General features: G+C 38.8%; 38 protein-coding genes, 1 tRNA gene and 1 other RNA gene. 6 read left to right on the top strand and 34 right to left on the bottom strand.

Annotation, left to right across the window (positions count from 1 at the left end; genetic code table 11):
* Nucleotides 1–189: 189 nt before the first annotated feature.
* The 24 genes from O3602_RS04060 to O3602_RS03945 form a co-directional block, all read right to left on the bottom strand.
* The gene (locus O3602_RS04060) at nt 190–645 is read right to left on the bottom strand and encodes a YopX family protein (protein ID WP_371611193.1); all 456 of its coding nucleotides are present in this window, start codon (nt 643–645) and stop codon (nt 190–192) included.
* Nucleotides 642–1,151 carry a YopX family protein gene (locus O3602_RS04055; protein WP_371611192.1) on the bottom strand — a complete coding sequence of 170 codons (510 nt, stop codon included), beginning with the start codon at nt 1,149–1,151 and terminating at the stop codon, nt 642–644. Before O3602_RS04055 ends, O3602_RS04060 begins: the two co-directional genes overlap by 4 nt.
* Complete coding sequence (locus O3602_RS04050; RefSeq protein WP_371611191.1) at nt 1,148–1,444, bottom strand: hypothetical protein; 297 nt, start codon at nt 1,442–1,444, stop codon at nt 1,148–1,150. Before O3602_RS04050 ends, O3602_RS04055 begins: the two co-directional genes overlap by 4 nt.
* Before the next feature lie 138 nt (nt 1,445–1,582).
* A complete protein-coding gene (locus O3602_RS04045; RefSeq protein WP_049483908.1) occupies nt 1,583–2,125 on the bottom strand; it encodes a site-specific integrase in 543 nt (180 codons plus the stop codon).
* A 42-nt stretch (nt 2,126–2,167) separates the two neighbouring features.
* Nucleotides 2,168–2,240, bottom strand: a tRNA-OTHER gene (locus O3602_RS04040).
* Nucleotides 2,241–2,339: 99 nt separating this feature from the next.
* Nucleotides 2,340–2,744 carry a transcriptional regulator gene (locus O3602_RS04035; RefSeq protein ID WP_371611190.1) on the bottom strand — a complete coding sequence of 135 codons (405 nt, stop codon included), beginning with the start codon at nt 2,742–2,744 and terminating at the stop codon, nt 2,340–2,342.
* Nucleotides 2,741–2,914: a hypothetical protein gene (locus O3602_RS04030; protein ID WP_371611189.1), complete on the bottom strand. Its 174-nt coding sequence runs from the start codon at nt 2,912–2,914 to the stop codon at nt 2,741–2,743. Before O3602_RS04030 ends, O3602_RS04035 begins: the two co-directional genes overlap by 4 nt.
* A gap of 102 nt (nt 2,915–3,016) precedes the next feature.
* Nucleotides 3,017–3,298, bottom strand: coding sequence for a hypothetical protein (locus tag O3602_RS04025; RefSeq protein ID WP_129824226.1), 282 nt, complete (start codon nt 3,296–3,298; stop codon nt 3,017–3,019).
* A gap of 141 nt (nt 3,299–3,439) precedes the next feature.
* Entirely contained in the window at nt 3,440–3,820 is a 381-nt protein-coding gene (locus tag O3602_RS04020; RefSeq protein ID WP_371611188.1) for a hypothetical protein, read from the bottom strand.
* Complete coding sequence (locus O3602_RS04015) at nt 3,817–4,086, bottom strand: hypothetical protein (RefSeq protein WP_371611187.1); 270 nt, start codon at nt 4,084–4,086, stop codon at nt 3,817–3,819. The genes O3602_RS04020 and O3602_RS04015 overlap by 4 nt, the downstream gene beginning before the upstream one ends.
* Nucleotides 4,083–4,547, bottom strand: coding sequence for a DUF1642 domain-containing protein (locus O3602_RS04010; protein WP_371611186.1), 465 nt, complete (start codon nt 4,545–4,547; stop codon nt 4,083–4,085). Before O3602_RS04010 ends, O3602_RS04015 begins: the two co-directional genes overlap by 4 nt.
* Before the next feature lie 12 nt (nt 4,548–4,559).
* The gene (locus O3602_RS04005) at nt 4,560–4,784 is read right to left on the bottom strand and encodes a hypothetical protein (protein WP_371611185.1); all 225 of its coding nucleotides are present in this window, start codon (nt 4,782–4,784) and stop codon (nt 4,560–4,562) included.
* A 33-nt stretch (nt 4,785–4,817) separates the two neighbouring features.
* Complete coding sequence (gene ssb / locus O3602_RS04000; RefSeq protein WP_371611184.1) at nt 4,818–5,228, bottom strand: single-stranded DNA-binding protein; 411 nt, start codon at nt 5,226–5,228, stop codon at nt 4,818–4,820.
* Between the two features lie 2 nt (nt 5,229–5,230).
* Nucleotides 5,231–5,515 (bottom strand): hypothetical protein, encoded by a 285-nt coding sequence (locus O3602_RS03995; RefSeq protein ID WP_371611183.1) that lies wholly within the window; start codon nt 5,513–5,515, stop codon nt 5,231–5,233.
* Nucleotides 5,505–5,906, bottom strand: coding sequence for a helix-turn-helix domain-containing protein (locus tag O3602_RS03990; RefSeq protein WP_049496633.1), 402 nt, complete (start codon nt 5,904–5,906; stop codon nt 5,505–5,507). The genes O3602_RS03995 and O3602_RS03990 overlap by 11 nt, the downstream gene beginning before the upstream one ends.
* Nucleotides 5,907–5,910: 4 nt before the next feature.
* Complete coding sequence (locus O3602_RS03985) at nt 5,911–6,183, bottom strand: DUF3310 domain-containing protein (protein ID WP_049496636.1); 273 nt, start codon at nt 6,181–6,183, stop codon at nt 5,911–5,913.
* Complete coding sequence (locus O3602_RS03980) at nt 6,180–6,674, bottom strand: MazG-like family protein (RefSeq protein WP_371611182.1); 495 nt, start codon at nt 6,672–6,674, stop codon at nt 6,180–6,182. Before O3602_RS03980 ends, O3602_RS03985 begins: the two co-directional genes overlap by 4 nt.
* 3 nt (nt 6,675–6,677) lie before the next feature.
* On the bottom strand, nt 6,678–7,463 hold the full coding sequence (locus O3602_RS03975; RefSeq protein WP_371611181.1) for an ATP-binding protein: 786 nt from the start codon (nt 7,461–7,463) through the stop codon (nt 6,678–6,680).
* The gene (locus tag O3602_RS03970) at nt 7,463–8,236 is read right to left on the bottom strand and encodes a conserved phage C-terminal domain-containing protein (protein WP_371611180.1); all 774 of its coding nucleotides are present in this window, start codon (nt 8,234–8,236) and stop codon (nt 7,463–7,465) included. The genes O3602_RS03975 and O3602_RS03970 overlap by 1 nt, the downstream gene beginning before the upstream one ends.
* A 3-nt stretch (nt 8,237–8,239) precedes the next feature.
* Nucleotides 8,240–9,565, bottom strand: coding sequence for a replicative DNA helicase (dnaB, locus tag O3602_RS03965; RefSeq protein WP_371611179.1), 1,326 nt, complete (start codon nt 9,563–9,565; stop codon nt 8,240–8,242).
* Between the two features lie 10 nt (nt 9,566–9,575).
* Nucleotides 9,576–9,752 (bottom strand): hypothetical protein, encoded by a 177-nt coding sequence (locus tag O3602_RS03960; RefSeq protein ID WP_155167829.1) that lies wholly within the window; start codon nt 9,750–9,752, stop codon nt 9,576–9,578.
* Between the two features lie 117 nt (nt 9,753–9,869).
* Nucleotides 9,870–10,088, bottom strand: coding sequence for a hypothetical protein (locus tag O3602_RS03955; RefSeq protein ID WP_371611178.1), 219 nt, complete (start codon nt 10,086–10,088; stop codon nt 9,870–9,872).
* Nucleotides 10,089–10,156: 68 nt separating this feature from the next.
* Complete coding sequence (locus O3602_RS03950; protein ID WP_129824238.1) at nt 10,157–10,435, bottom strand: MerR family transcriptional regulator; 279 nt, start codon at nt 10,433–10,435, stop codon at nt 10,157–10,159.
* The gene (locus O3602_RS03945) at nt 10,436–10,648 is read right to left on the bottom strand and encodes a helix-turn-helix transcriptional regulator (RefSeq protein WP_254728867.1); all 213 of its coding nucleotides are present in this window, start codon (nt 10,646–10,648) and stop codon (nt 10,436–10,438) included.
* A 307-nt stretch (nt 10,649–10,955) separates the two neighbouring features.
* Between O3602_RS03945 and O3602_RS03940 the strand changes: the two genes are divergently transcribed.
* From O3602_RS03940 to O3602_RS03925, 4 genes are read left to right on the top strand one after another with little or no spacing between them, the layout of a single operon-like run.
* Nucleotides 10,956–11,303: a helix-turn-helix domain-containing protein gene (locus O3602_RS03940; RefSeq protein ID WP_342983869.1), complete on the top strand. Its 348-nt coding sequence runs from the start codon at nt 10,956–10,958 to the stop codon at nt 11,301–11,303.
* A gap of 11 nt (nt 11,304–11,314) precedes the next feature.
* Nucleotides 11,315–11,695 (top strand): ImmA/IrrE family metallo-endopeptidase, encoded by a 381-nt coding sequence (locus tag O3602_RS03935; RefSeq protein WP_347087768.1) that lies wholly within the window; start codon nt 11,315–11,317, stop codon nt 11,693–11,695.
* A 15-nt stretch (nt 11,696–11,710) separates the two neighbouring features.
* A complete protein-coding gene (locus O3602_RS03930; protein WP_129824241.1) occupies nt 11,711–11,989 on the top strand; it encodes a hypothetical protein in 279 nt (92 codons plus the stop codon).
* Between the two features lie 28 nt (nt 11,990–12,017).
* Nucleotides 12,018–13,100 carry a tyrosine-type recombinase/integrase gene (locus O3602_RS03925; RefSeq protein WP_371611177.1) on the top strand — a complete coding sequence of 361 codons (1,083 nt, stop codon included), beginning with the start codon at nt 12,018–12,020 and terminating at the stop codon, nt 13,098–13,100.
* 153 nt (nt 13,101–13,253) lie between these two features.
* Here the strand turns inward: O3602_RS03925 and ssrA are convergent.
* The 6 genes from ssrA to dnaG form a co-directional block, all read right to left on the bottom strand.
* Nucleotides 13,254–13,602: a transfer-messenger RNA gene (gene ssrA, locus O3602_RS03920) on the bottom strand.
* A 103-nt stretch (nt 13,603–13,705) separates the two neighbouring features.
* Nucleotides 13,706–14,500 (bottom strand): hypothetical protein, encoded by a 795-nt coding sequence (locus O3602_RS03915; protein WP_003011872.1) that lies wholly within the window; start codon nt 14,498–14,500, stop codon nt 13,706–13,708.
* 9 nt (nt 14,501–14,509) lie between these two features.
* Nucleotides 14,510–15,217, bottom strand: a complete 708-nt coding sequence (locus O3602_RS03910; RefSeq protein ID WP_003012014.1) for an ABC transporter ATP-binding protein — start codon at nt 15,215–15,217, stop codon at nt 14,510–14,512.
* Between the two features lie 171 nt (nt 15,218–15,388).
* On the bottom strand, nt 15,389–15,718 hold the full coding sequence (locus tag O3602_RS03905; protein ID WP_003003687.1) for a metal-sulfur cluster assembly factor: 330 nt from the start codon (nt 15,716–15,718) through the stop codon (nt 15,389–15,391).
* A 122-nt stretch (nt 15,719–15,840) separates the two neighbouring features.
* Nucleotides 15,841–16,950 carry an RNA polymerase sigma factor RpoD gene (gene rpoD, locus O3602_RS03900; RefSeq protein WP_003011610.1) on the bottom strand — a complete coding sequence of 370 codons (1,110 nt, stop codon included), beginning with the start codon at nt 16,948–16,950 and terminating at the stop codon, nt 15,841–15,843.
* A 2-nt stretch (nt 16,951–16,952) separates the two neighbouring features.
* A complete protein-coding gene (dnaG, locus tag O3602_RS03895) occupies nt 16,953–18,731 on the bottom strand; it encodes a DNA primase (RefSeq protein WP_371611176.1) in 1,779 nt (592 codons plus the stop codon).
* Nucleotides 18,732–18,946: 215 nt separating this feature from the next.
* On the opposite strand from dnaG, the gene mscL reads away from it, so the two are divergent.
* Nucleotides 18,947–19,327: a large conductance mechanosensitive channel protein MscL gene (mscL, locus tag O3602_RS03890; protein WP_270298645.1), complete on the top strand. Its 381-nt coding sequence runs from the start codon at nt 18,947–18,949 to the stop codon at nt 19,325–19,327.
* Between the two features lie 101 nt (nt 19,328–19,428).
* Here the strand turns inward: mscL and rpsU are convergent, their stop codons facing one another.
* Complete coding sequence (gene rpsU / locus O3602_RS03885) at nt 19,429–19,605, bottom strand: 30S ribosomal protein S21 (protein ID WP_000048054.1); 177 nt, start codon at nt 19,603–19,605, stop codon at nt 19,429–19,431.
* A 177-nt stretch (nt 19,606–19,782) separates the two neighbouring features.
* Here rpsU and O3602_RS03880 point away from each other — a divergent pair, with 177 nt between their 5' ends.
* Nucleotides 19,783–20,751 carry an NAD(P)/FAD-dependent oxidoreductase gene (locus tag O3602_RS03880; protein ID WP_272106490.1) on the top strand — a complete coding sequence of 323 codons (969 nt, stop codon included), beginning with the start codon at nt 19,783–19,785 and terminating at the stop codon, nt 20,749–20,751.
* Between the two features lie 251 nt (nt 20,752–21,002).
* Here the strand turns inward: O3602_RS03880 and whiA are convergent, their stop codons facing one another.
* The 3 genes from whiA to rapZ are packed head-to-tail and all read right to left on the bottom strand — an operon-like array spanning nt 21,003 to nt 23,781.
* Nucleotides 21,003–21,920 carry a DNA-binding protein WhiA gene (gene whiA, locus O3602_RS03875; RefSeq protein ID WP_049474808.1) on the bottom strand — a complete coding sequence of 306 codons (918 nt, stop codon included), beginning with the start codon at nt 21,918–21,920 and terminating at the stop codon, nt 21,003–21,005.
* Complete coding sequence (locus O3602_RS03870) at nt 21,917–22,894, bottom strand: YvcK family protein (RefSeq protein WP_371611175.1); 978 nt, start codon at nt 22,892–22,894, stop codon at nt 21,917–21,919. Before O3602_RS03870 ends, whiA begins: the two co-directional genes overlap by 4 nt.
* Nucleotides 22,891–23,781, bottom strand: coding sequence for an RNase adapter RapZ (gene rapZ / locus O3602_RS03865; RefSeq protein ID WP_004219661.1), 891 nt, complete (start codon nt 23,779–23,781; stop codon nt 22,891–22,893). Before rapZ ends, O3602_RS03870 begins: the two co-directional genes overlap by 4 nt.
* Nucleotides 23,782–23,832: the final 51 nt, after the last annotated feature.

Below are 23,832 nucleotides of genomic sequence, written 5' to 3'. Positions count from 1 at the left end.
AAGCTATGCTATCATAATATTTTATTTTATGTGAGAAAACAAGAGCTTATTTTCTCATTTTTTTCACCTCGTTTGTAATTCGATTTCTTTCAACTCTAATTTTAAAACAACAACTTTCACCAGAATACACCAATGTGAATTCTTCTTCCCACTGACTTCTAGTGTATGGGTATCTGTTTGGTCGTGTCATTATTTATCCTCACTCGTTTCTTTATTATATTTATAGACTTCGTACATTATCAGATCCAATTCATTCTCATAAATATTTCCTATCACTTCGCAAGTATCCCAATAATACTTATCAAAAGGCGCATAAGTAGCAGGAGTCACGTTTAGGAATGATAAGTGAAATCCGATTTCTGTTGTTGGTGTGTTTTCATCTTCAAAGTATGTATATTCCCCAAATCCTACAATACAGCCATAAGCACTTGTTCGGATGATATCCCCCTCAAAGATTTCTTTACCATTCTTATCAACTAGGCCTGTTGATTGCATGAGGATCAATTCTGACTTTTCGATAGGAACAGGAGAGTTGTAGCCCGATGTTGGTTTTTCCATGTTACAAATCAAGCCGTTATCTGTGATAAAAAAATGTTCTACGAATTTCTTTTCTACGCTATCCCACGCTCTATATTTTGGAATCATTCCACTACCTCCTCTATTTCAATTCCTTCACAATCAAAGACCCAACCAAATCCAGCTTGTTCCAATTTCTTCTTTGTAAGTTTTGAATAAGCTTTACTACTGTAAAAATAAATTGCATCTTCATCAGGATCTCTCATGATGTATTGACCGGATGCTTTTATTTTCACTTTGTAGCGTTTCTCTTTTATTAACAATTCAGGACTTTCCCAACGGTTCCCAATCTTTGAGTAGTATTGGAGAATGTTTCTTGTTATGTCTATTCTGGTATTTATTGTAATACCTTCACCAAACCATCTGCAATTATCATGATCATATCTCACAAGAAAAATATATCCTTGTGCGTTGTTTCTCGAAATATCTGCTTCAAATATTTCATTACCGTTTGCATCTTCAAGTCCTGTTGACTGCATAAGTTCTATATCGTCCAATGAAATATTTTTTGGAGCTAAACAAACCTCTTTTATACATCGTTCATTTTTGTCCCATGCTTGAAAATTTAGAATCATTCTTCCGTCTCCTTTGATGGTTTTGGATAACTCATCCAGAACACTGTATCTTCATAAGTGTTTTCAAATCCAACACCGTTCCCAAAATCAATCCAGATATCAGTGGTTATCTCTTGGGTCTTTGGATTGTATACAAGAACTTCCTCGTCAATTTCTGGAGTTTTACCATCCCAAACAGAATCAAATCCATCCCCGAATATTTCTTTATCGTCTTCATAGATGTCTCTGGTTGTCAATTTATTCCATTCATAAAGTGCCACAGTTATGTCTGATGTCCTTTTTGCAGTAGCCATTTTTCCTCCTCACTTTCACATATCTTATATTTTGTTAAGCTCGCCTTATTTCTGAAATCCTTTTAGGATATGGGTTTCATTCGTTTCTCTTTTCTTAGCTTATGCCTAACTCATTATGTTAATGTCAAAATTATAAAATTAAATAACAAAGTTTCTCAAGGCATCATCTAGTTCAGCTTGTTCAATTCCAATATATCTCAGCGTTATGGCTGGAGATGAATGATTGAACATCTTCTGTAATGTGCCTACATCCTTTGTTTTGTTGTAATATTTATATCCAAATGTTTTGCGCATTGTGTGAGTCCCCACGTTATCAATGCCCAATTCTTCAGCAGCTTCATGGATGATCTGGTAGGCTCGTTCACGAGTGATGGCCTTGTTTCCTCCTTGCCTGCTCTTGAATAAGAAATGATGGAATGGCTTCCCTTCGACATACTTCCTCATTTCTCGTTTCAACTCTTTTGTCATTCTACGGGAAATCTGTTTGCCAGTTTTTCTTTCTCGTAGCTTGATGTGCCATCCCTGAACATCTTTGACTTTTAGTGTGAGGATATCACCAACACGCAAGCCTGTATTGAGACCAGTTATGAATAGCATGTAATACATTTCATTCCATTCTCTCAGATAGTCTTTCATCGCTTGAATGTCATCCGTGTCTTTAATGGGTGAGACCTCTTCCATACGGTTCCCTCTCTCTATATTAAAATTGATTTTCATAAGGAATTGGGAGTACAGGAATTGAACCTGCATCTGCTGTTTTCCGCCAGCATGCTCTAACCTTTTGAGCTAACTCCCTAACCACTATTAGGAGACCCTCTCATCCATGATATGATTATCATGAACAAGATTATAGTATTTTATTTTGTGTGAGAATACAATAACTTATATTCTCAATTTATAGTACACCTTTCATTCTGGCATACGTTTCCAAGATGCCAGCACGCTTGCGGTAAATTGTAGCATTGCTGACAAATTGCTTTTCTGCAATTTCTTCCCAATCTAGATTGGCTTGCCCCCATCTCAAATAGAAGATGTCAAGCTGTTCTCCTGTCAATTGTCTCTTGAAGGATTCAACAGTCTCTTTGAACAGCTCAAGATTCTTCAGAGTCACATCTGTAGCAAATTTCATCACTGTGTTTTCTGTTGGCTTGCTGATGCCAGACTTACCACCCCCAACAAGGTCATCACCGTTCTTTGCCATCAATTCTGCTTTGCGTGTCCAAATTGCCCGGTCAATTCCACGAAAATTGAATAATTCTTGATCAAGGTTAAACAATTCTCTGTTGTTTAATTTTTTCATTCAGTAACCTCTCTTTGATAGATTTCAACTATCCCCTTACCTTTTAATTTCTCACAGTGAGCAAGTGCTTCATGTCTTGTTTCAAATTCAGCTTCAGTGTATTCAGCTAAATGCTTAGGATCAATCCAGCTTGCATGACCGTGATACTTTCTTACAACATGCATCTTCATTTCTTTCTCCTGCTTTTAAAAGCTATCACGCTAGCCCAGATCAGACCAGAGAGCCAGACCAGTGCGAATAGTAAATAGATAAAGTTTTGAAAGTCCATCCCACTACCTCAAAATTTTTCTCAGTTTTTTATCGCTTTTCTTGGGCAGATTAAAACTGACTGTTATTTCCTTATTCGCTAAAGTGATGTCGCCACTAACTAGTACACTGGCATCAATAACCCCTGCTTCCATAACCATACTATCTGGATCAAAATCTTCGACAGTTGGAGAAAGTATTGTCCATTTCTTATCATCAGCCGTTTTTATTTTTAATCCCAAAAGACGGCCATTGTAATATCCACGGTACTTTCTAATCAGTCGTTTTCTCGCTTTATTCAATGACATGTCTTGTCTCCTTTGTGATTCTATTTCTTTCTGCTCTCAATTTTAAACTAGTGTTAACACCAAAATATACCAGTGTTATTTCTTTTTCCCATTGATTCTTTGTGTAAGGGTATAGGTTTGGCCGTGTCATTCTATTACCTCCTAAACTTCTAAATATAGAATTTCCATGTTGAATCCACTATCAATAAACTTGTGTGTCAATTCTTTGTTAATCCCATTTCCTAGACAATGATAAACTACATCTACATTGATGTCTGCACCTAAATATTTTTCCAAACGCATACGATTGTCTACGTAAAATGCAATATTCCTTTTTTGTTGCTGATATGGTCTGGCTTTAGCTATATCCCTAGTACACCACATCAACACTTTTGAGATGATATCTTTCTTGGTAAAACAGTCTTTTAAAGAAAAGAAGGTGTTAGTTTTTGGAATAAGAATTAGTTCCAGTTGTCTATTTATAAATGAATCAGGAAAGAAGCTCATAAGTTTTTCCAGTTCTTCATATACCTCATTGTTCATTCTCCCACCTCTTCAACATTTTTAAGAGAAAATCCAATACCATATATCAACAGGTAGCTTTGGAATCTCACAAAGTCTTCAATCAACTCAGCTTCTTGAATGTCATATTCTCCGATCTCGTCCAAATAACAATCTATATCTTCATGTTGCACACTTCCGTAATCTGTTTTTGTGTGATTTACTTCAAATTCGTAACCGTCCACGTCGACTGTATAATGAATACCATCTTTCGAATTATCGTATTTATAATTTTTAATAATCATCATTCCACCTCCTCAATCTCAATTCCCTCACAATCAAACACCCAACCAAATCCAGCTTCTTCAAGCTGTTTGCGAGTGTGTTCTGTACGAAATTTTTTATCTAGTTTTATTGACGATAATACCCAAGCCTGTTGAGATTTGATAAAGTTTAAGTAATTAAAATCATCACTTTCCATCCCTTTAAATCTTACATAATACTGCTTTTCTTTCTCGACCTCGTAGCCGTCAAGCCAAGCTCGTGCAAAGAGTTCGGAATTGTCCCAATACCATTCTGCAACTCTATCAGACATGCATGCATCTATTGAGTAGGATAGTGTATGGCCTAGCTTTTTATGTTCTGTGATAAAATCAGCCACATACTGCGGTACTGTGACTCTCTCACGTTCCATAGCACCATCAAACTTACCTTGCTTGTAACCTGCACAATATTTATGAAACCCATATTCACTTCCAAGTTTATTCAAAATTTCATTGATTCATACTGCTTTAGTTCCAATATCAAACTTTTCAATTCGTTCGATGACATCTTTTAGTTTAATTTTATATTTATTGATCATTTGATCTGCGCTTACAATAAACTCTTCTGGTATTTCTACTTTTTCGCCACTGTCAAGAACTACACTAATTGCTATTGAATCATCTGTAGAATAAGCAAACCCGTCAAAGCTACCATAAACTAAAACTTTAGTACAATCCTCCATTTTATAAATCCTCCTCTTCAATATTTGATTTCTTTAGAATGGCAATTTGTCATCTGTGATGTCCATTGGGCTTGCAAAACTTGGTGGCATCTGTTCCGTCATGCTGTTTTGATTTGCGGTATTGTCACGCTTTTCAAGAACTTGAAAACTTTCTGCGACAACTTCAGTCACATATACACGTTGTCCTTGCTGGTTCTCGTAATTTCTTGTTTGGATTCGTCCAACAATTCCCACAAGCATTCCTTTTTTCGTCCAATTACAGAAACGTTCTGCTTGTTCTCGCCACATCACACAATTGATAAAATCTGCATCATACTCATCATTTGCATTCTTGAAATTGCGATTGCATGCAATATTGAATTGAGCAGTTGCAATGTTGCTAGATGTATAGCGTAGTTCTGCATCTCTGGTCAATCGACCAATAAGAGTCACATTGTTAATCATTATTATCCTCCGACATTATTCATTTCAGCAGCTTCCTTGAGCGCTTCTGCTTTCTTTCGTTCCTGCATTTGATATTCTTGATTTAATTTATTCAAGATGACATCTTCTGCAGTGTTGTGTTCTGCCATTCTTTGAATGCTCAATTCATGCTCCTGAATAGTCCATTCCATATCTTTGATCTTATTTTCTTGATCTACTAATCTAGAATTGAGATTGATAGCAATGACTAGTGAAATAACTGCCAATGAGATCAAATTGATAATCAGCCAATTGATTTTACTTTTCATCTTCAACTACCCTTTCTATTCTATACTGGCCAGCTTCTCTTCCTTGTTCATTCAAGTGTATATAATACTTGAGAATTGACACATCTTTGCCAGTGATCTTGCTTAGTTCTTTGATCGGAGCAGTACAGATGTATTTTCCTTGATCAAAGAATCTATAATCTGTCAATTCTTCTGGATCTCCCATCAGTGCCTTCTCGTCAATGTTGAAGAATTTACATAATTCTTGGACATGAGCTGGTTTTATATTTTTGTTTGTGATCCATTGTTGAATTGTATTTGGATTTCTATTCAATTTCATTGACAGCTCTTTGCGTGTTAGTCCTTTACCAAGGATCAACAATTGCAATTGTTGACGAAAGTGATCCATCTGATTTCTCGTGTAATCTCTCATGCTGTCACTCCTGTTCATGACTTTTTTTCAAATCCTCAATGAGCCATTCAAGATATTTCTTAGCCTTATCCAAATCTTCAAGCCCATTCTTCTTCTGGAATCTACATAGATACTTGATAGCATTTCCCCAATAGAATCCCTGAACCCCTTTCAGATTTCCTGCAAAGTTCCGGATGACATCAATGGATTCCAGACCATATTCACCACAATAGTGATTTGGCTTATTCACTGAATCATTCATTTCTTCTAGAATTTGTTCAAATGACCGTTCTTTCATTTTAGTCTTTCCTCCTTAATCCAAATACCGTCAACCAATTTTCCTTTGCGGTCCTTGATTTCTTCATAGGCTTTATTTAAGCACTCCACAAAATCATAGTTCAGCATTTGAGAAATTCGCATCAATTCATGTACTACGCTTTTGAGTTGGTAGCCTTGACGGTTAAAATAAGATGCCAGTGCTTGATCAACCATCAATACAAAATAATCTTCTGTTTTTGCAGCTTCTGAGAAAATGAATTTCTCTTGTTCTGGGAAAATTTCTTTTGTGTTGATTCCAAGTTGAAGAGTCAAGCCGATCAATACAACAGTGATGTCTCCAATACTATCTTTAGTCACTTCTTCATCTTTTTCAGCAATTCCTCTCGACAGCTCACCGATTTCTTCATAGAGCTTCAGGAATTGCTTATTGGGTTCTTGAGTGTGTAAGTTGCGGTCATAAAACCATTTTTGAACTTTTGAAATTAGATCCTTTAGTTTGTTGTTATCCATTCGTTAATACCTCCGACTTTCCATGCTTTCAGGAAATTTATAAATGTGCTTGCTTGCTCCCTTGAAGATTCGGTCAGCAAGTGCTTGATTGTAGATTTTTTTGATGTCATTACTTGACAAGTTAGTGTTGAAGAATGTTGTTTGCCTGTTGTCTAAAATTTTAAACAGCACTCTCTGTCTCCATTCATTCGCTTCTTTTAGATTGGCGCTCATGCTACTTTCTTTCCCCAAATCGTCCAAGAAGAGAAAGTCAACTTTGCTGAGTAGGTCAACAGCGTAGCTCTCTGTGAAGTCTCCTCGACCATTGAAGCTTTCTTCAATCTTATTGAAGAGAGCTGATGTTGAGATGAAGATCACACTTTTTGGATTCTCACATTCTTTTGATTGCTCATTCAATGCTTTTGCTAATCCAATAGACAGATGACTCTTTCCGATTCCAGGCGGTCCACTTAGGATCACATTCCCTGTTTCAAACTTCAGATAATCTCTCAGCATCCGTTTTATGAAGTTGAGAGCTTGCTCATTAGTTGAATTGTCTGCTGTATAATTCTCTAATGTCTTATCGCTCAACTCTTGGGAATAGATGCTTTCTCTTTCAAATACTTTATAAGTATGAGACAAGAGAGCTTTGATTTTCGCTTCCTGCCTCAAAAGAGATTCCATCTTCAGGATTTCTTCTTTTTCACATTCAGGACAAATTGCAATGATTTGTTCTGATCCACTGATCTTTACTTTTGCATGCTGGATCTGACAGCCATGTTTTTCACAAGATGCAATTTCTTCATTCATTAGAATCCCAACCTTTCATCTTGCTTCTGAACATTTGGCTGTTTAGGCATTTGCTGATTGCGGTATTTTTCAAACTTACTAGCATTGAAGAGTGTATCTGGTGTTAAGTATTTAGACATCTTTGTGTTGTCCTTCCATTCGTTTGTCTTAACATCAATCACATATTTGAAGTCTTCAATTGTGTAGTTCTCACTTAATCTTCCATTGATCAGCCTTTGAGTTGACTTGCTAGTTGGTTTAAAATGTGAACCAGTTTTCTCATTCAGATATTTGATAATTTCTCCATAGACATCTGATTGGGGCTTCTGCCCCTTATCTATATCTATATCTATATCTATATCTATATCTATATCTATATCTCCGTTGCCTTTTGTTGCAGTGGTGTTGCATTGCAACGCTTTTTGCGTTTCCCGATGCTTACGAGATCTACGGGTGCTTGCTGTTTCACTGCCTACCATCTCAGGAACTTGTTCAAGATTGAACTGGTAATTGTCTGATGTTGTCAACAATTTCTTCTTAGTTAAGAACATCAATGTCAATCTAATTGCTTCCGGATCCTCATCAATGATGAGTGATAATTCTTCAGCTAGATCTTCAGCTAATCCTTCAAAATACAGCTTCCCTTGTTCAGCTAGACTTGCAAGCATCATCTTCAAGTAGATGATTGTGATCTCTTCTCCACCGGGAAGCTTTCTCATCAACTTCATTTCTTTGGAATTGAAGAAGTCATCTTTTAATTGTAACCAGTAATATCTACGGTTCTCAGTTACCATCCATTAGGCCTCCTTGTTTGCAAATTTTGCATATTCTTTGAGAAAGTATAGCTGGACAGTCCCAAGGGTTCCATGCCTGTTCTTCTCAAGGATGAGTTCTGTCACATTGTCTGGTTCTTCTTGTTCATCACGCTTGTAGTAAGCTTCTCTGTAAAGAAAAGCTACTATATCAGCATCCTGCTCAATTGATCCAGATTCCCTCAAGTCTGACAGTATAGGTCTCTTGTCATTCCGTTGATCAACTCCACGAGATAACTGACTGAGAGCGATGACAGGGACTTTCAATTCTTTGGCTATGATCTTCAATTGTCTTGAAATTTCAGAGACTTCCTGTTGTCTGTTTTCTCTTCCTCTTCCTTCGATCAGTTGAAGATAGTCGATCACAATCAATCCTAAACCGCCATTCTCTTGAGCTAGTCTTTTGGCCTTTGATCTAATTTCTGAAATTCTGATTCCTGCTGTATCATCAATGAAGATCTTCCCTTTTGCTAGTCGTTCCTGTGCTGAAATCATTCTGCGCCATTCGCTCTCAGAGAGATTCCCTGTTCTGACATGATACGATGGAATAAAGCCTTCTGCTGACAGCATACGCTCCACCAAACTTTCTGCTCCCATCTCAAGTGAGAAGATTGCTACTGCTTTATCTGAACTTTTGGCCACGTTCTGAGCGATGTTCAGGGCGAATGCTGTCTTCCCCATTGCAGGCCTTGCAGCAATAATGATCAAGTTATCTTCATGAAGACCTGTTGTGATTTGGTCAAAATCAGTGAAGCCTGTTGAAGTTCCGGTCACATCACCAACTTTCTGAGAGCGTTCATCTAGAATAGACTGTGTTGAATCAATCACATCAATGATGGGCCTGAATCCTTTTTTCGCCTCGTTTGAAATTGTTGATAAATTCTGCTCAGTTTGAGAAAGGATCTCATTCAAGTCTTTCTGGCCATCATAAACGCTTGAAATGCTATGGCTCAGATCTTCAATGACCTTTCTGGCCCTTGATTTTTCAGCAACTACTTTTGAATAGTGTTCGATATGGGCGCTTGTGGGGACTGAGTTGATCAGACTTGCCAGAAATGGCATCCCCCCAATTTGTTCAAATTGCCCAATAGAGTCAAGGGCAGATTTTACAGATACAGGATCAATTGGGTCCCCTTTGTCTGATAACTCTTGCATGATGTTGAAGAGCATCCCATGAGATAGCTTGAAGAAACTATCTTTAGTTAGATATTCAGAAGCAATGTGAATCTTATCAGGATCAAGAAAAATGGAACCTAACACAGCTTGTTCAGCTAATAGATCATGAGGCAGTACATTCATATTTTCTGCCATTTAATAGCTCCTATCTGCGATAACCGAAGCGCATTGCTTCTCGTGCCTCTTGGATCCGTTGTTGTTCTTCAATCATTTTTTTGAGTTCACGTTTTGATTCTTTGCATCGCTCACTAATTGCGCTGATGATAATCATTTGAAGCAAGATCACCATGATGAGTAAAGCAATAATAATTTCTAGTAACATTTTTAATTCCTCCAGTATTCGTTCAAGTTGACAGCCATGATTGCTGCCAGGTTCTTTTGTTCTGTCAAGATTTGGCGCTTATATGGTGCCAATCCCTCATTCCGTTCTTCATCATTTTTAGGAAGGTAATACCCATTGGGTTTTTCTCTTCTTTGCAACTATGGGATGCCCAAAATTTACACGCAAGCTTTCAATGATATTTTCTATCGTTCTCTTGCCACAGTGGAATTTTTTTCTGAGCTGAACTGCTGTAACTGGCATTTCGTTTGTTGCGTATTTTTTGATGTAGTTAAGGATATTTGCTTCTGTGGCTGTCATATCTCTAGATATTGCCATGTGCGTCCTCCTTGTGTTATAATTGTTTTAGTAATTTTGTTAAGCGCCTGATTTCTTTCGGGTGCTTTTTATTTTTGCATTGACCGACAAAACCGCTGAACATCTTCCAGATTGTAAAGGTATTTCCCACCTTTCCCGGATTGTTGGAATTGAAATTTCCCTTGGTCTCTCCATTCTTCAAGTTTTGTTCTTCCCCAACCAGTGGACGCTTGAAGTTCTTTAATGGAGACCCATGTGATCTGTCTTGATGTTCTTTTTTTAGCTTCATCTAATGCTTTGATATTTAATTGAACCAGCTCTTCAAATAGTTTATCTTTGAACTCTGGGCCAAATAGTTCCAACACCATCTATCTTTCCTCAAATTTTTCCCATGATTCAGAAATTCGCAATTTCTTATTTATTCGCAATTTCAAATCATCACTGCCTTTTCCATTCTTGAACATCTGTGTGATCATTGCTGGGCTAACCCCGACCACAGTTGCAAGATCAGAACGAGTCCATCCACGCTTGTGGAGTTCTTCTTCTACAAGTTCATTCCATTTTTTGTGTTGTTGGCTCATGCTGCCTAACTCCTTTCTGTTTTTTGTAACAGTTAAAGAATTAGTTAATTATTTTGTGCATTTACTTGACTTGTTTTAGTGTATCTGCTAAAATGAAGGCATAGTAAAAAGACATATTTAAAAACATTTTCTTTCTAAACGATACCGCTCGCCAAAGCTATCTTTTTTAGAAGTGTTTTATATGTTGTTTAACTAACTCTTTAACTTTACAAAAACTATTTTAGCGTATACGCAAGAATTTGTCAAGCATTTTTTTGCGTATTTACTAAATATTTTTTGTCAATTCATTAGAAAGGTTGATAATTCAATGTTTTCGACATTTGAAATTATTAAAGAATTGGCTAAAAAGCGGGGAATTTCTCTAAATCAATTAGAAGAAAAACTAGGGATTGGAAAAAATTCTTTGTATGGCTTGAAAAGAAATCAGCCATCTGCTGAAAGATTGCAACAAATTGCAGATTATTTTGATGTGTCCATCGACTACTTACTAGGGCGCACGGAAAATCCAAATATTGCAAAAGATGGTGATGCTTCTGCACCATTGGACCTCAGAGATATTGCTGCACAATCAATGTTATTTGATGGGAAACCATTGACAGAAGATGACATAGATTTCATTACAGCAGTTCTGGAGGCACACTTGAAAAATAAATAGAGGTGCATTTTATGACTGTGAAAGAACTTTGTGCTAATGAGGGAGTGAACTTGTGCTATTTTGATGGCAGTGAGTGGCACAGCCCCGGATTTTTCAATCCTGTTTTGAACATTTTGGCATTAGATATAAATTTGTCTAACGATGAACAAAAACAAGTTGCTCTTCATGAACTTGGTCACAAAGAACACACTCCTTTTCAATACGAATTGAACAGGGAGCTTTGCGAATTACAAGCAGATAGAAGCATGATTCATCACTTGCTTGAAGAAGAATTGAAGTCAATGGATGATGTAAGAGATTTCAACTATCTGCATTTTATGGAAAAATACAGTCTAAAGACCATCGCTAGTGAAACGATGGTCAAAGACGAATATAATTCACTAATTAGTTGAAAAAGGAGAAAAATAATGGCTATTTTTGGGAAAAATAATGATGAAAAAGAAGTTGCTCAAAAACAGAAATACTACAATGATGCTTATCCTTATTTTGAAAAAAATAATATGCTGAACATTTTAGAAAAATACCCAGATCAGGCTTCCTACATTGGGAATGTCATGGACAGTAAAGCTATAGCAATTATGAATGCAAGTGGTCCGGGCGCATTGGAAAAGGTGCAAATACAACAGAATCAAATTTTGATCAAACAAAATGAGGAAATAATTGAACTTTTAAAAAGGTTAAAATAAAAAACTCTCCACAAAAAAGGAGAATGAAATGCAAATCAAAACATATAAGAAGAAAAATGGTGAGACTGCTTACGGATTTAGGATCTATGTAGGCAAGGAAAATGGAAAAGATAAGTATGTAAAGCGTCAAGGCTTCACATCCAAAGCAAAGGCACGGTCAGCACTCTTACAACTTCAGGACGATTTAGAGAACGGGGAGCAAGCAAAAAAAGAAATCACAGTTAAGGAAATTGCAAAGAAGTGGCTCAAAGAGTATGCTGATACTGTTCAGGATAGCACTTACATCAAGACTGAAAGAAATATCAAAAATCACATCTATCCTGTCTTTGGCAGTCAGAAAATAGCTTCCATCACCCCTCTTCAATTACAGGAACAGGTCAATGAATGGTCTAGAAAATTAGTGTATGGGCGCAAGTTGAAAGGTCTGATGAATAACATTTTTAAGTATGCCATCCGTTATGGCTATATTTCAGCCAATCCTGTTGATAGCGTGACCACACTTGTCAAAAAAGAGAGTGATTCTTCTAGTGATTTTTATGATAAAGATGAGCTAAAATCATTCATGAAATTAGTGGATGATACGGATGATCTGAAAAAGAAAGTCATGTTCCGTCTTTTTGCGTTCACAGGGGCCAGAAAAGGGGAGATTTTAGCTCTCAAATGGACTGACTGGATAGATAACACCTTGAACATAAATAAGGCCATTACAAGAGGATTTGAGGGCGAATCTGTGGGGGCTACTAAAAACAAGAGTAGTGTCCGACTGATTAGCCTTGATCAAAGGACAATTGATCTGCTATCAGAGTACAGAAAAATGAATCCTACTACCACTTTCATTTTTGAAAGTCCTGAAGGAAAGCCAATTCCAAGTTCACTACCAAGAAAATGGCTTTTGCAGATTGTCAAAGGGACTGAGGTCAGACCTATCAAGATTCACGGTTTTAGGCATACGCATGCCAGCCTATGCTTTGAAGCCGGAATGACATTGAAGCAGGTCCAGCATCGACTAGGACACAGTGATCTCAAGACAACCATGAATGTCTACACACATATCACCAAGCAAGCCAAGGATGATATTGGTGAGAAATTTGCTAATTATATAGATTTTTAAACCCATCAGCTATCAGGACAGACTCTTTTCAAAAAAGGGTCTGTTTTTGGGTCTGTTCATTTCAAAAAGGTATGGGAAAGAATAGAAAGTATAAAAATAAAAAACATTGAATTATCAATGTTTTGGGAAGTTTTAAGAAGTTTTAGAAAGTATATATGGAGCCGGTGGGAGTCGAACCCACGTCCAAACACCTGCCAGCATATTTGTCTACAACCATAGGTTATGTCTTCTTTTAACAGCTACATGACACATAACTCAAGCCCTGTACCTGCGAGTCTATCAATCTCTTATCTAACTCCTAGACCAAGCTAGATCGTATCTCGCTAAAATTAAGACCTGTCATCAAACACGAGCAATTCGAATCGGGTCACGCCTGCTGGTGTTTAGGCAGCTAGAGCGTAAGAATTATTATTTTTTGCAGTTATATTTAACTGGCGTTTTACATCCGCTAGATGAGTTGCAAAATATGCCTCATAATGCCTGTCGAATCCGTAACGACCCCAAAACGAATACAATTAGTATATCAAAATGTAGCCAAAAATGCAAAAGAAAAAAATTGAACAAGAAGGCTTCCACCGGGAAGCTCCTTGTTCAATTTGCTGTTATTATTGAAGATTCAACTTGTACTTGCTGATATAGTGAATGGTGAAGTACATAGAAACAATCTTAATGACTTCATAAATGAGACCTGGAATGAAGTTTGCTCCAAATTCATCAATATTTCCATAAACCAATGCATACACGACAGCATATGAATCTTTAAATGGATTGACTGCTGTACCAATGATACTTAAAACAAGGCACAAGAGAAAACCAAACAAAATAGCCTTAAATCCACGACGATTTTGGAACAGTTGACCAAGTGCGATCGATACATAAAATAATAAGATTCCGGAAGCTGTGGTAAAAATCCACCAGATGATCATCCAATAAGCAATAGAATGACTAAAAGCCTTAGAAATAATACTAAATACAGGAGAGAGATCTTGTCCAATGACAGCGCCCATCACAATAATTGTGATAAAACCACTCAAAAATAGAAGGAATAGGCAGTAAAGACTCGCTACTAAAGCTCCCACAAATTTAGACAAAATGATCGCATGTGGGCTAGCTGGAAGGGTCCAAGTCAAGTAACCTTCACGTCCGTATAAGTTGGAATAGAAACGACGGATAATAATATAATAGTTGCTCAGATAAAGACCGATGACTCCTCCAAAAATGAGAATCCCAAGAGTCCCCGTAATCATTTGCATACTATTGGTTTCCATATTCACAAAACCGTTTGTAGCACTTCCACCGATAACACCTGTAATCACTGACAAACCTAGTGCGATCAAAGTAATCAAAAGATACCATTTACTTGTTGACTTAAATTCGTATTTTAATAATTTACCAAACATGAGGTCCTCCTAATAAACACGGAATTGATCACGGAAGATTTCATCGATAGATTTTCCGTGTTGATTGCGCAAAACAGTCGTATTTTCATGCAAGAGAATTCTTCCTTGGTTGATGAAAATAGCTTCATCCAAAACTTGCTCAATATCCGCAATCAGGTGAGTAGAAATCAAGACAGAAGAGTTTGGACGTCTGTTTTGAATGATGGTCCGCAAAATATAATCACGTGCTGCTGGATCAACCCCACCGATTGGCTCATCAAGAACATACAAGTCAGCTTCACGACTCATCACCAAAATCAATTGCACTTTTTCCTTATTCCCTTTTGAAAGGCTGTTCAATTTTTGATTTGGCTGCAAATGCAAATCGTTGAGCAATTGGTAAGCGCGTTGGACATTAAAATCTGAATAAAAATCTTGGAAATAGCGAATTGCATCGATAATTTTCATATTTTCATTCAGATAGGTTGTATCTGGCAAATAGGAAACCACTTTTTTAGAAGCTGGGGATGGTAATTGCCCATGAATATAGATATTCCCAAGGCTTGGTTGCAACAAACCATTAATCAATTTAATGATGGTTGTTTTCCCACTACCATTGGGACCCAAAAGGCCAATAATGCGGCCAGGTTGGATGTTCAAACTAACATCCATGAGAGCAACTTCATGCCCATAATTCTTTGTCACATGGTCCAAGTAGACCAAAGGATACTGATTCATGTAAATCTCCTTTATTTTCTATTTATGCTATTATACCTTGTCCCCTTGATGATTGCAACTTTATCTGAAAATTTGCTAAGAATTTGTAAATGGTTGTTCAAAAAAATAGGGATAGACAAATCGGAGGTTAGGAAAGCCCTAACCTCCGATTTATTTTGATGCATAGAATGTTTAACTAATTCCAAGTGCGATCCGTGCATAACGGCTCATCTTTTCAACCGTCCAAGCAGGGTACCAGACTAACTTCACATCCACTGATGTCACTTCTTCTACTTCTGCTAAAACATCATGAATCTGATCTGTCAGAAGATCTGCTAATGGACATCCCATGGTCGTTAGGGTCATATCAATGATGGTTGCTCCAGTTTCACCGTCAAAATGGATCTCGTAGACAAGACCTAAATTGACAATGTCAATCCCAAGCTCAGGATCGATTACCTCTTCCAAAGCATTTAAGATTTTATTTTTAATTGCTTCAATTTGCTCAGTTGTATATGCCATATGACTTCCTTTTTTGCTATTTTACTCTCGATAGAATTTCTTGGCTCGGGTTAAAAATGACCACTGGACCTTCCTCGCTTCCGAATTTTTCGGCTCGGGTTAAAAAGATCCGCAGGATCTTTTTAATCCTCTATAAAGTCACGCAATGGTTTGCTTCTGCTTGGGTGGCGGAGTTTGCGGAGGGCTTTGGCTTCGATCTGACGGATCCGTTCACGGGTCACGTTGAAGACTTTGCCCACATCTTCCAAGGTCCGCATTTTCCCATCATCGAGACCAAAACGAAGACGCAAAACATTTTCTTCTCGATCAGTCAAAGTATCGAGGACTTCATCCAATTGTTCGCGTAGTACCACACGAGTGGTGTAGTCTACAGGATTTTCAATCACTTCGTCTTCGATAAAATCTCCCAAATGGCTATCATCTTCTTCCCCAATTGGCGTTTCCAAAGAAACAGGCTCTTGGGCAATCTTCAAGATTTCACGCACCTTGTCTGGCGTCATATCCATGCGTTCAGCGATTTGTTCAGGCGTTGGGTCTTGTCCCAATTCTTGCAAGAGATTGCGTTGTTCACGCACCAACTTGTTAATGGTTTCCACCATGTGGACAGGAATCCGAATGGTACGCGCTTGGTCTGCAATAGCACGGGTGATGGCCTGACGGATCCACCAAGTAGCATAGGTAGAAAACTTGAATCCTTTGGTATAGTCAAACTTATCAACCGCCTTCATCAAGCCCATGTTTCCTTCTTGGATCAAATCCAAAAATTGCATTCCACGACCAACGTAACGTTTCGCAATAGATACAACCAAACGAAGGTTGGCCTCTGCTAGACGTTGTTTGGCTTCCAAATCACCTTGTTCCACTAAGATAGCCAATTCTTGTTCTTCTTCATTGGTCAAAAGAGGAACAACCCCAATTTCTTTCAAGTACATCCGTACTGGGTCATTGACCTTAGCAGAGTTGCTTCCAAGCAATTCCTCATCTGACAACTCTGGATCTTCCTCATTGTTCAACACACGCGCACTTGGGTTGCCGTCTTTATCAGTGATTGAAATCCCTGCATCTTGAATGCGTTGCAAAAGATCTTCAATCCCCTCTGCATCTAGTGTGAATGGAATAACCAACTGGTCATTAATTTCATCATCTGTTGCAGTTCCGCTTTTCTTGTGGCTGCGAATAAATTCTGCAATTTGAACGTCCAATGTTGTAATATCTTTTTGTTCTTTAGCCATTCCTACTCCATTCTTCTTTTTTGAGCGATCAAGCGCTCGAGTTCCAATAAAGCTTTTTCCGTATCCCCTATAGAGGAAGCTTCCTTCACTTTATTTCCAATTTGTTGACTTTCTTTGCGAAGAAGCTCACGATTACGTGTATCTTCTACTTCTTCTAACTCACCATCTGCTATCTCTTCTGGTAAATCTTCTTCTAACATCCGGTACCAGGCGTGCTGGACCCCTTCAGGTTGCTCGGATAAATCCTGAGAGGTGACTTCTCCATTTTGACAGAGCAATTGATACAAGATCTGTAATTCCGGTGTGTCGAAGGCAAAATCAGGTCGTAACCGGTAATCATTGAGGACCATTGGAAAATCTTTCATCCTACTTAACAAATGATTTTCCGCCTTGATCAAGCGCGTTATCCCACGATTCGGCAAGAGATTGATGGAAACATTCGACGTTTTTGCTCGCCCACCTTGTTGCGCTTCTTGTCGTTGGTGCAGGCGGCTATTATTGACAATCTGCTCAATCTGCAAGTAATCGAAGTCCGGCAATATATCCGCCAACTTATAAATATAGGTATTTTGCGCTGTAATGGATCGTGTCTGTGCGATAATGGGGGCCAATTTCTCAACAAATTCGATTTGCGCTTGCAAATTTTCAATGTATTGAGGCTTCCAGTACTGCATCAAGAACTCGACTTTACTGATCCGAGAATTCTTCAAGAGTCCTGCTAGATCTTCTGGTGTGGTCTTTTTAAGATACTCATCGGGATCCATCTGATCAGGGATACGGACGATCTCTAACTCTAAATCCTGCAAGACATCCAAGGCCTTAGCTGTCGCTTCAAGTCCTGCCTTATCCCCATCATAGGTCAGGATGACTTTTTTGGTAAAATGAGACAGGTGCTGGACATGCTCTGGTGTCAAGGCTGTCCCCATAGAGGCGACCGCATTTCCAATCCCAGCTCGATATGCCGCAATGACATCCATAAAGCCTTCCATGATATACATTTCATGTTGCTTTTTGGCGCTCGTCTTGGCTTGATCCAAATGATAGAGTTCATAACTTTTATTAAACAATCGCGTACTGCGACTATTCTTGTACTTGGCTTGATGACTGCCATCCTCCGTCATTTTCCACAATCTACCAGAAAAAGCAATAACACGTCCACTATCATCCGTCAAGGGAAACATAATCCGATCCTGAAAGGCATCGAAAACTGTCCCAGTATCTGAGATCGTAAACAAACCCGAATCGGTAATGACCTTCTCGGAGAATTTCTCAGAGAGATTACGATAGAGGTAATTTCCTTCTGCTGGTGCTAAGCCCAATTGAAAATGTCGGATCACTTCATCGGTCAATCCACGTTCATGCAGATAGTTCCGTGCTTTTTCCCCCATCTTTGTCGTCATCAGAATCGCCTGATAGAACTTACTAGCTTCCTGATGAATCTCATAAAGTTCTTGGTTCGGATTGGTAGACGTGGATTGAGCCGGCCTTGCTTGGTACTGAAGCGTAATACCAGCCTTGTCAGCTACGATCTGGACCGCATCCATAAAAGCAACACCACGGTATTCTTCAATAAATTTGAAGACATCCCCTGATCGACCACATCCGAAGCAATGGTAAAACTGCTTGTCTTCAACGACATTAAAGGAAGGAGTCTTTTCACCATGAAAAGGACAAAGGCCTAAAAAGTTACGGCCAGCCTTGGTCAAAGAAACAACTTCTCCAATGACTTCAACAATGTTTACACTGTTTTTAATTTCTGCAATCAGCTCTTTATCAACCATAAACAGTGCCTCCATTTTACCATAGATTATCACTTTATATTTTATACTAAAAGTTAGTAAAAGTAAATTTTTTCCTACTGATTTCACACATAAAAGAAAAGATTTTCAACCTTTATCACTAATTTAAAAAGATTTAGGCATATTTCTTGTCAGCCAGTTTATTTTCCGTTATACTATCATAGTAAAAAATTATTATGAAAGGACATATATAGGATATGTTAAAAGAATTGAAAGCTTTCCTCCTTCGTGGAAACGTTGTTGACCTTGCTGTTGCAGTAATCATCGGGGCTGCATTTGGAGCTATCGTTACATCATTTGTAAACGACGTCATCACTCCACTTATTTTGAACCCAGCTTTGAAAGCTGCTGGTGTTGAAAAGATTGCTGAATTGACTTGGAACGGTGTCGCATACGGTAGCTTCTTGAGCGCTGTAATCAACTTCCTTGTTATCGGTACTGTTCTTTTCTTCGTAGTGAAAGCTGCTGAGAAAGCTCAAAACCTTGGTAAAAAAGAAGAAGCTGCTGAAGAAGCTGCTGCTGCTCCTACTCAAGAAGAGTTGCTTGCTGAAATCCGCGACTTGCTTGCAAACAAATAATCAGATAAAAAGATCCGATCTTCTAGTCAGAAGGTCGGTTTTTTTGTCTTTGATGGATGAGAAAAAACAAAAAACAGACCGAAGTCTGTTTCTGTATTCAATTAGAATTTTTTACGTTTACGAGCTGCTTCTGATTTACGTTTACGTTTTACAGAAGGTTTTTCATAGAATTCACGTTTGCGTGTTTCTTGAAGAGTACCAGCTTTAGTAACCGCACGTTTGAAACGACGAAGAGCATCGTCAAGAGATTCATTCTTACGTACTACTGTTTTTGACATGTTTTTCACTCCCTTCAAGCCTAAAATCTTAATCATTTTATCACACTTTAAAGGCGCTGTCAAGATCTTTTAACAGTTTTCTATTCTTTCCCTCCACTGTTCTTTTTCAATGATCACTTTTTCAATTCACTTTTTTTATGATACAATGGAAACAAAGAAAACCATGAAGGAGATACCATGTCAGAAATTTATGATATTACCATTGTTGGGGGCGGACCAGTTGGTCTGTTTGCTGCTTTTTATGGCAATATGCGCCAAGTTAAAGTTAAACTGATTGATTCCTTACCTCAACTTGGAGGGCAACCAGCCATTCTCTATCCAGAAAAAAGTATCCTCGATGTACCCGGATTTACCAATTTGACTGGTGAAGAATTGAGCAACCGCTTGATCGAGCAAGTTAAACGGTTTGATACACCGATCTTTCTTAATGAAACTGTAGAGGATATTCGAAAAGAAGGAGACCTCTTCACCATCACTACTTCTCGCCAAGTGCATCAGTCTAAAGCAGTCATTATTGCCATGGGCGGTGGTGCCTTTAAGCCACGCGCCCTTGACATTGAGGGAGCTGAAGACTTTGATAACGTCCACTATCATGTTTCGAACATCCAACAATATGAAGGACAGCAGGTGACCGTCCTTGGTGGTGGAGACTCTGCTGTAGACTGGGCTCTTGCTTTTGACAAGATTGCTCCAACTACGATCATTCATCGTCGGGACAACTTCCGTGCTTTAGAACATAGTGTAGAAGAACTCAAACAATCTTCTGTTAGCATCAAAACACCATTTATTCCTAGTCGTTTGATTGGCGAAAATGGTCATGCCACTCACCTTGAAATCACAAAAGTCAAATCCGATGAAACAGAACTCATTCCGATTGATCACTTATTTGTCAACTATGGCTTTAAATCTTCTATTGGAAACCTGAAAGAATGGGGTGTAGAATTGCAACGCCATAAAATCAAGGTGAATCAGAAACAAGAAACTAGCCTTCCTGGAATTTATGCTTGTGGAGACTGCTGCTTCTATGAAGGAAAGATCGATCTCATCGCTACAGGTCTGGGGGAAGCCCCGACGGCTGTAAACAATGCCATCAACTACATCTATCCAGATAAGAAAGTCCAACCAACGCACTCAACTAGTTTATAATAAAATAAGTTAATTGATTCTGCAAAGAAGTAAAAATGAGTCCCTATTTTTAGAACAAGTCAAGAAAATAAAAAAACTTTCCGCTGTGAGAAAAGTGCCTGAAACAATACGTTTCAGACACTCGGGTGTTTTAAGACATTAGGCTCAAAACTAAGTCATGGAACTTCTATGAAGTTCGCTGACGTCCGTACTCACCTAAGGAAAGTTTTTAAAAAGATTTTATCCTCATTATGAAAGGCCTTTGGCCTTTTTTATTTGTCTAAATCGTCTGCTATCTTATTGATCTTACGCAAGCGGTGATTGACACCGCTTTTTGAAATAGGTTGTTGCAAACTATCTGCGATCTGCTGGATGGAATAATCTGGATGATTCATCCGGATATAGGCAACTTCTTGCAGGTCGCTTGGTAAACTCCCTAGACCGACCGTATCCACAATTTTGCTGATATTATTTATGGTTTTCATACTGGCTGTGACTGTGCGCTGGATATTGGCCATTTCGGCATTATTGGCCCGATTGAGGTCATTGCGCGTCTCTCTCATGACCTTGATGGACTCAAATTCCTGCATGGCTTGCATGGCCTCTACCACAATTAGAAAATCAATAATATCTTCCGCTCTTTGCAAATAGGTTACGACACCCTTTTTACGCTCGATGGTTTTTGCATCTAGTAAAAATCCTTGCATAAGAAGGGCAATTCCTTCCGCGTGGTCTGTATAAACAGAATGAATTTCCAGCTGGTACTTCCCTTTTTCAGGATCTTTAATCGAACCGCTCGACAGAAAAGCACCCCGAAGATAAGCACGACTAGCTGCTTCATCTTCTAAAACACTGGCATCAATGCCTGTCTCAATCCCAAAGAAGGCATCTGCCAAATGCAAGTCAGCTAGAATCTCTTCCACCTTCTCATCCAAGAATACTGTGTAGACACGATTTTTTTTTAAGTTAGTTTTTTGGTGGTGGCGAATATCTGATTTTGCCTCATAGAAATGATGCAACAATTCATAGATATGACGAGCGATCTTGGCATTTTCTGTCGTTACCGAAAGCGTCAAGCCCCCCATTGAAATCCCAAGACTTCCAGACATCTTGATAATGGCAGCCAATTCACTTTTTTCAAATCGCTTGAGAGACAATAATTCTTCTTTGACACGAACCGTAAAACTCATTTTCTCACCTGCACAATCCGCATCAGCTCTTCGACTACTTTTTCACCATCATGAAAGGCTCCTCCATTGACCAGCTTCAAGAAATCCGAAGAAATCACTTGGGGAACTTGCGAGTGGAGGCCCTTAAAATCGTGCTCTACCTGCACCAAGTATTCATCAAATTTATTGCTGTTCATATAAGCTGCAGGAACCTGATTAATATTGACAAGGACAGTATCGATGAACTTTTCTCCCAAGTGTTTATGGAGCACAGAAACGTGGTCACTATCTGTAAAATGCTCGGTTTCTCCTCTTTGGGTCATAATGTTGCAAACATAGGATATCTGAGCTTTGGTTTCAAGGATGGCTGATCCAATCTCGTCAATCATCAAATTAGGAAGAATCGAGGTAAAGAGAGAGCCAGGACCCAAGACGACCATATCACTTTCAAGAATAGCTTCCACCACTTTTTTACTAGCCTTTGGACGCTCTTTATCAAAGGTATTGGTCACATAGACATGATCAATCATGCCGGTGTAGTTGGCAATGTGGCTTTCTCCTACCACTTCTTTTCCATCTTGAAAGACGGCATGAAGAGTCAAGGGACTATCACTGGAAGGATAGATCTTGCCGGTCGTATGAAAGAACTTGGTTAACAACTGCATGGCATTATAGGTCGAGCCTTGCATCTCTGAAATTCCTGCAATGATCAAGTTTCCCAAAGGGTGTCCGGCCAAAGGGCCATCATCGTCTGCAAAGCGGTATTGAAAGACCTTCTCATAAAAACGAGGCATATCTGACATGGCAACCAGCACATTTCGAAGATCCCCAGGTGGTGTCAATTTTTGGATGTTCTTCCGCAATTCACCTGAACTCCCGCCATCATCGGCAACGGTTACAATAGCAGTGATATCGACTGGTTTCTTTCTCAGACTATCGAGAATAACAGAAATCCCTGTTCCTCCTCCAATAACAGTTACTTTAGGTTTTCTCATGAGCGATTCACCGTTTCTTTCCGTCTGTCCTTGTCTCTATGACTGCAATTGACCTGCCAATGACTTTCTAAATCATGAGCCAAGCGCTCTGCAAAGGCTACCGAACGGTGTTGTCCACCGGTACAGCCCATTGCGATGGTGAGAACGGATTTACCCTCGCGTTTATAAGACGGTAAAATAGGAACAATCAAGTCATGGAGATGACGGTAAAAGTCTTCTGATTCAGGGTGGTCCATAACATAATCATAGACAGCTGGATCTTGACCAGTTAAATTCCTCAACTCCAATTTATAGTAAGGATTTGGAAGAAAACGCACGTCAAACACGAGGTCAGCGTCGATCGGAAGGCCATATTTAAAGCCAAATGACATGACCTCAACCCGAAAATCTGGCTGATTGTCTTGACTGGCAAATTGTTCTGCTATGGTTTTTCTTAAATTACGAGGCGTCAATTCAGTGGTATCCACTACATTTTGACTAATATTTTTTAATGGAGACAGGAGTTCTCTCTCTAAGGTAATCCCATCTAAAACACGACCATCTGCTGCTAGTGGGTGGCTACGACGAGTTTCTTTGTATCGTGCTACCAACTCACTGTCAGTAGCATCTAAGAACAAGACCTTAAAATCTAGATCTTCTTGGTTATCCAATTCATCCAAGACGGTACGGATTTCATTGAAAAATGAACGGCTCCTCATATCTACTACGATCGCCAATTTACTGTTATCTGGGCTGTGGCGCATGAGCTCAATAAATTTCAGCAAGAGCGCCGGTGGCATATTGTCGATGGTAAAGTAACCCAAATCCTCAAACGATTGGATGGCGACGGTCTTACCAGCACCGCTCATCCCTGTTACCATGACCAGTTGAATCTTACTTTCTGTCATTTTTTCCTCCCATAAATAAAACAGAGTGGCCTACAGTTTCCTGCTCTCCAC

This window comes from Streptococcus sp. 27098_8_186 (genome assembly GCF_041432055.1).
Classification (GTDB): Bacteria; Bacillota; Bacilli; order Lactobacillales; family Streptococcaceae; genus Streptococcus; species Streptococcus dentalis.
This window is presented reverse-complemented; position numbering and strand designations above follow the sequence as displayed.

Coding starts and splice junctions, on each gene's coding strand:
- O3602_RS04060 (WP_371611193.1), bottom strand. CDS start 645: ATGATTCCAAAATATAGAGCGTGGGATAGCGTAGAAAAGAAATTCGTA.
- O3602_RS04055 (WP_371611192.1), bottom strand. CDS start 1,151: ATGATTCTAAATTTTCAAGCATGGGACAAAAATGAACGATGTATAAAA.
- O3602_RS04050 (WP_371611191.1), bottom strand. CDS start 1,444: ATGGCTACTGCAAAAAGGACATCAGACATAACTGTGGCACTTTATGAA.
- O3602_RS04045 (WP_049483908.1), bottom strand. CDS start 2,125: ATGGAAGAGGTCTCACCCATTAAAGACACGGATGACATTCAAGCGATG.
- O3602_RS04035 (WP_371611190.1), bottom strand. CDS start 2,744: ATGAAAAAATTAAACAACAGAGAATTGTTTAACCTTGATCAAGAATTA.
- O3602_RS04030 (WP_371611189.1), bottom strand. CDS start 2,914: ATGAAGATGCATGTTGTAAGAAAGTATCACGGTCATGCAAGCTGGATT.
- O3602_RS04025 (WP_129824226.1), bottom strand. CDS start 3,298: ATGTCATTGAATAAAGCGAGAAAACGACTGATTAGAAAGTACCGTGGA.
- O3602_RS04020 (WP_371611188.1), bottom strand. CDS start 3,820: ATGAACAATGAGGTATATGAAGAACTGGAAAAACTTATGAGCTTCTTT.
- O3602_RS04015 (WP_371611187.1), bottom strand. CDS start 4,086: ATGATGATTATTAAAAATTATAAATACGATAATTCGAAAGATGGTATT.
- O3602_RS04005 (WP_371611185.1), bottom strand. CDS start 4,784: ATGGAGGATTGTACTAAAGTTTTAGTTTATGGTAGCTTTGACGGGTTT.
- ssb (WP_371611184.1), bottom strand. CDS start 5,228: ATGATTAACAATGTGACTCTTATTGGTCGATTGACCAGAGATGCAGAA.
- O3602_RS03995 (WP_371611183.1), bottom strand. CDS start 5,515: ATGAAAAGTAAAATCAATTGGCTGATTATCAATTTGATCTCATTGGCA.
- O3602_RS03990 (WP_049496633.1), bottom strand. CDS start 5,906: ATGAGAGATTACACGAGAAATCAGATGGATCACTTTCGTCAACAATTG.
- O3602_RS03985 (WP_049496636.1), bottom strand. CDS start 6,183: ATGAAAGAACGGTCATTTGAACAAATTCTAGAAGAAATGAATGATTCA.
- O3602_RS03980 (WP_371611182.1), bottom strand. CDS start 6,674: ATGGATAACAACAAACTAAAGGATCTAATTTCAAAAGTTCAAAAATGG.
- O3602_RS03975 (WP_371611181.1), bottom strand. CDS start 7,463: ATGAATGAAGAAATTGCATCTTGTGAAAAACATGGCTGTCAGATCCAG.
- O3602_RS03970 (WP_371611180.1), bottom strand. CDS start 8,236: ATGGTAACTGAGAACCGTAGATATTACTGGTTACAATTAAAAGATGAC.
- dnaB (WP_371611179.1), bottom strand. CDS start 9,565: ATGGCAGAAAATATGAATGTACTGCCTCATGATCTATTAGCTGAACAA.
- O3602_RS03960 (WP_155167829.1), bottom strand. CDS start 9,752: ATGTTACTAGAAATTATTATTGCTTTACTCATCATGGTGATCTTGCTT.
- O3602_RS03955 (WP_371611178.1), bottom strand. CDS start 10,088: ATGGCAATATCTAGAGATATGACAGCCACAGAAGCAAATATCCTTAAC.
- O3602_RS03950 (WP_129824238.1), bottom strand. CDS start 10,435: ATGGTGTTGGAACTATTTGGCCCAGAGTTCAAAGATAAACTATTTGAA.
- O3602_RS03945 (WP_254728867.1), bottom strand. CDS start 10,648: ATGAGCCAACAACACAAAAAATGGAATGAACTTGTAGAAGAAGAACTC.
- O3602_RS03940 (WP_342983869.1), top strand. CDS start 10,956: ATGTTTTCGACATTTGAAATTATTAAAGAATTGGCTAAAAAGCGGGGA.
- O3602_RS03935 (WP_347087768.1), top strand. CDS start 11,315: ATGACTGTGAAAGAACTTTGTGCTAATGAGGGAGTGAACTTGTGCTAT.
- O3602_RS03930 (WP_129824241.1), top strand. CDS start 11,711: ATGGCTATTTTTGGGAAAAATAATGATGAAAAAGAAGTTGCTCAAAAA.
- O3602_RS03925 (WP_371611177.1), top strand. CDS start 12,018: ATGCAAATCAAAACATATAAGAAGAAAAATGGTGAGACTGCTTACGGA.
- O3602_RS03915 (WP_003011872.1), bottom strand. CDS start 14,500: ATGTTTGGTAAATTATTAAAATACGAATTTAAGTCAACAAGTAAATGG.
- O3602_RS03910 (WP_003012014.1), bottom strand. CDS start 15,217: ATGAATCAGTATCCTTTGGTCTACTTGGACCATGTGACAAAGAATTAT.
- O3602_RS03905 (WP_003003687.1), bottom strand. CDS start 15,718: ATGGCATATACAACTGAGCAAATTGAAGCAATTAAAAATAAAATCTTA.
- rpoD (WP_003011610.1), bottom strand. CDS start 16,950: ATGGCTAAAGAACAAAAAGATATTACAACATTGGACGTTCAAATTGCA.
- dnaG (WP_371611176.1), bottom strand. CDS start 18,731: ATGGTTGATAAAGAGCTGATTGCAGAAATTAAAAACAGTGTAAACATT.
- mscL (WP_270298645.1), top strand. CDS start 18,947: ATGTTAAAAGAATTGAAAGCTTTCCTCCTTCGTGGAAACGTTGTTGAC.
- rpsU (WP_000048054.1), bottom strand. CDS start 19,605: ATGTCAAAAACAGTAGTACGTAAGAATGAATCTCTTGACGATGCTCTT.
- O3602_RS03880 (WP_272106490.1), top strand. CDS start 19,783: ATGTCAGAAATTTATGATATTACCATTGTTGGGGGCGGACCAGTTGGT.
- whiA (WP_049474808.1), bottom strand. CDS start 21,920: ATGAGTTTTACGGTTCGTGTCAAAGAAGAATTATTGTCTCTCAAGCGA.
- O3602_RS03870 (WP_371611175.1), bottom strand. CDS start 22,894: ATGAGAAAACCTAAAGTAACTGTTATTGGAGGAGGAACAGGGATTTCT.
- rapZ (WP_004219661.1), bottom strand. CDS start 23,781: ATGACAGAAAGTAAGATTCAACTGGTCATGGTAACAGGGATGAGCGGT.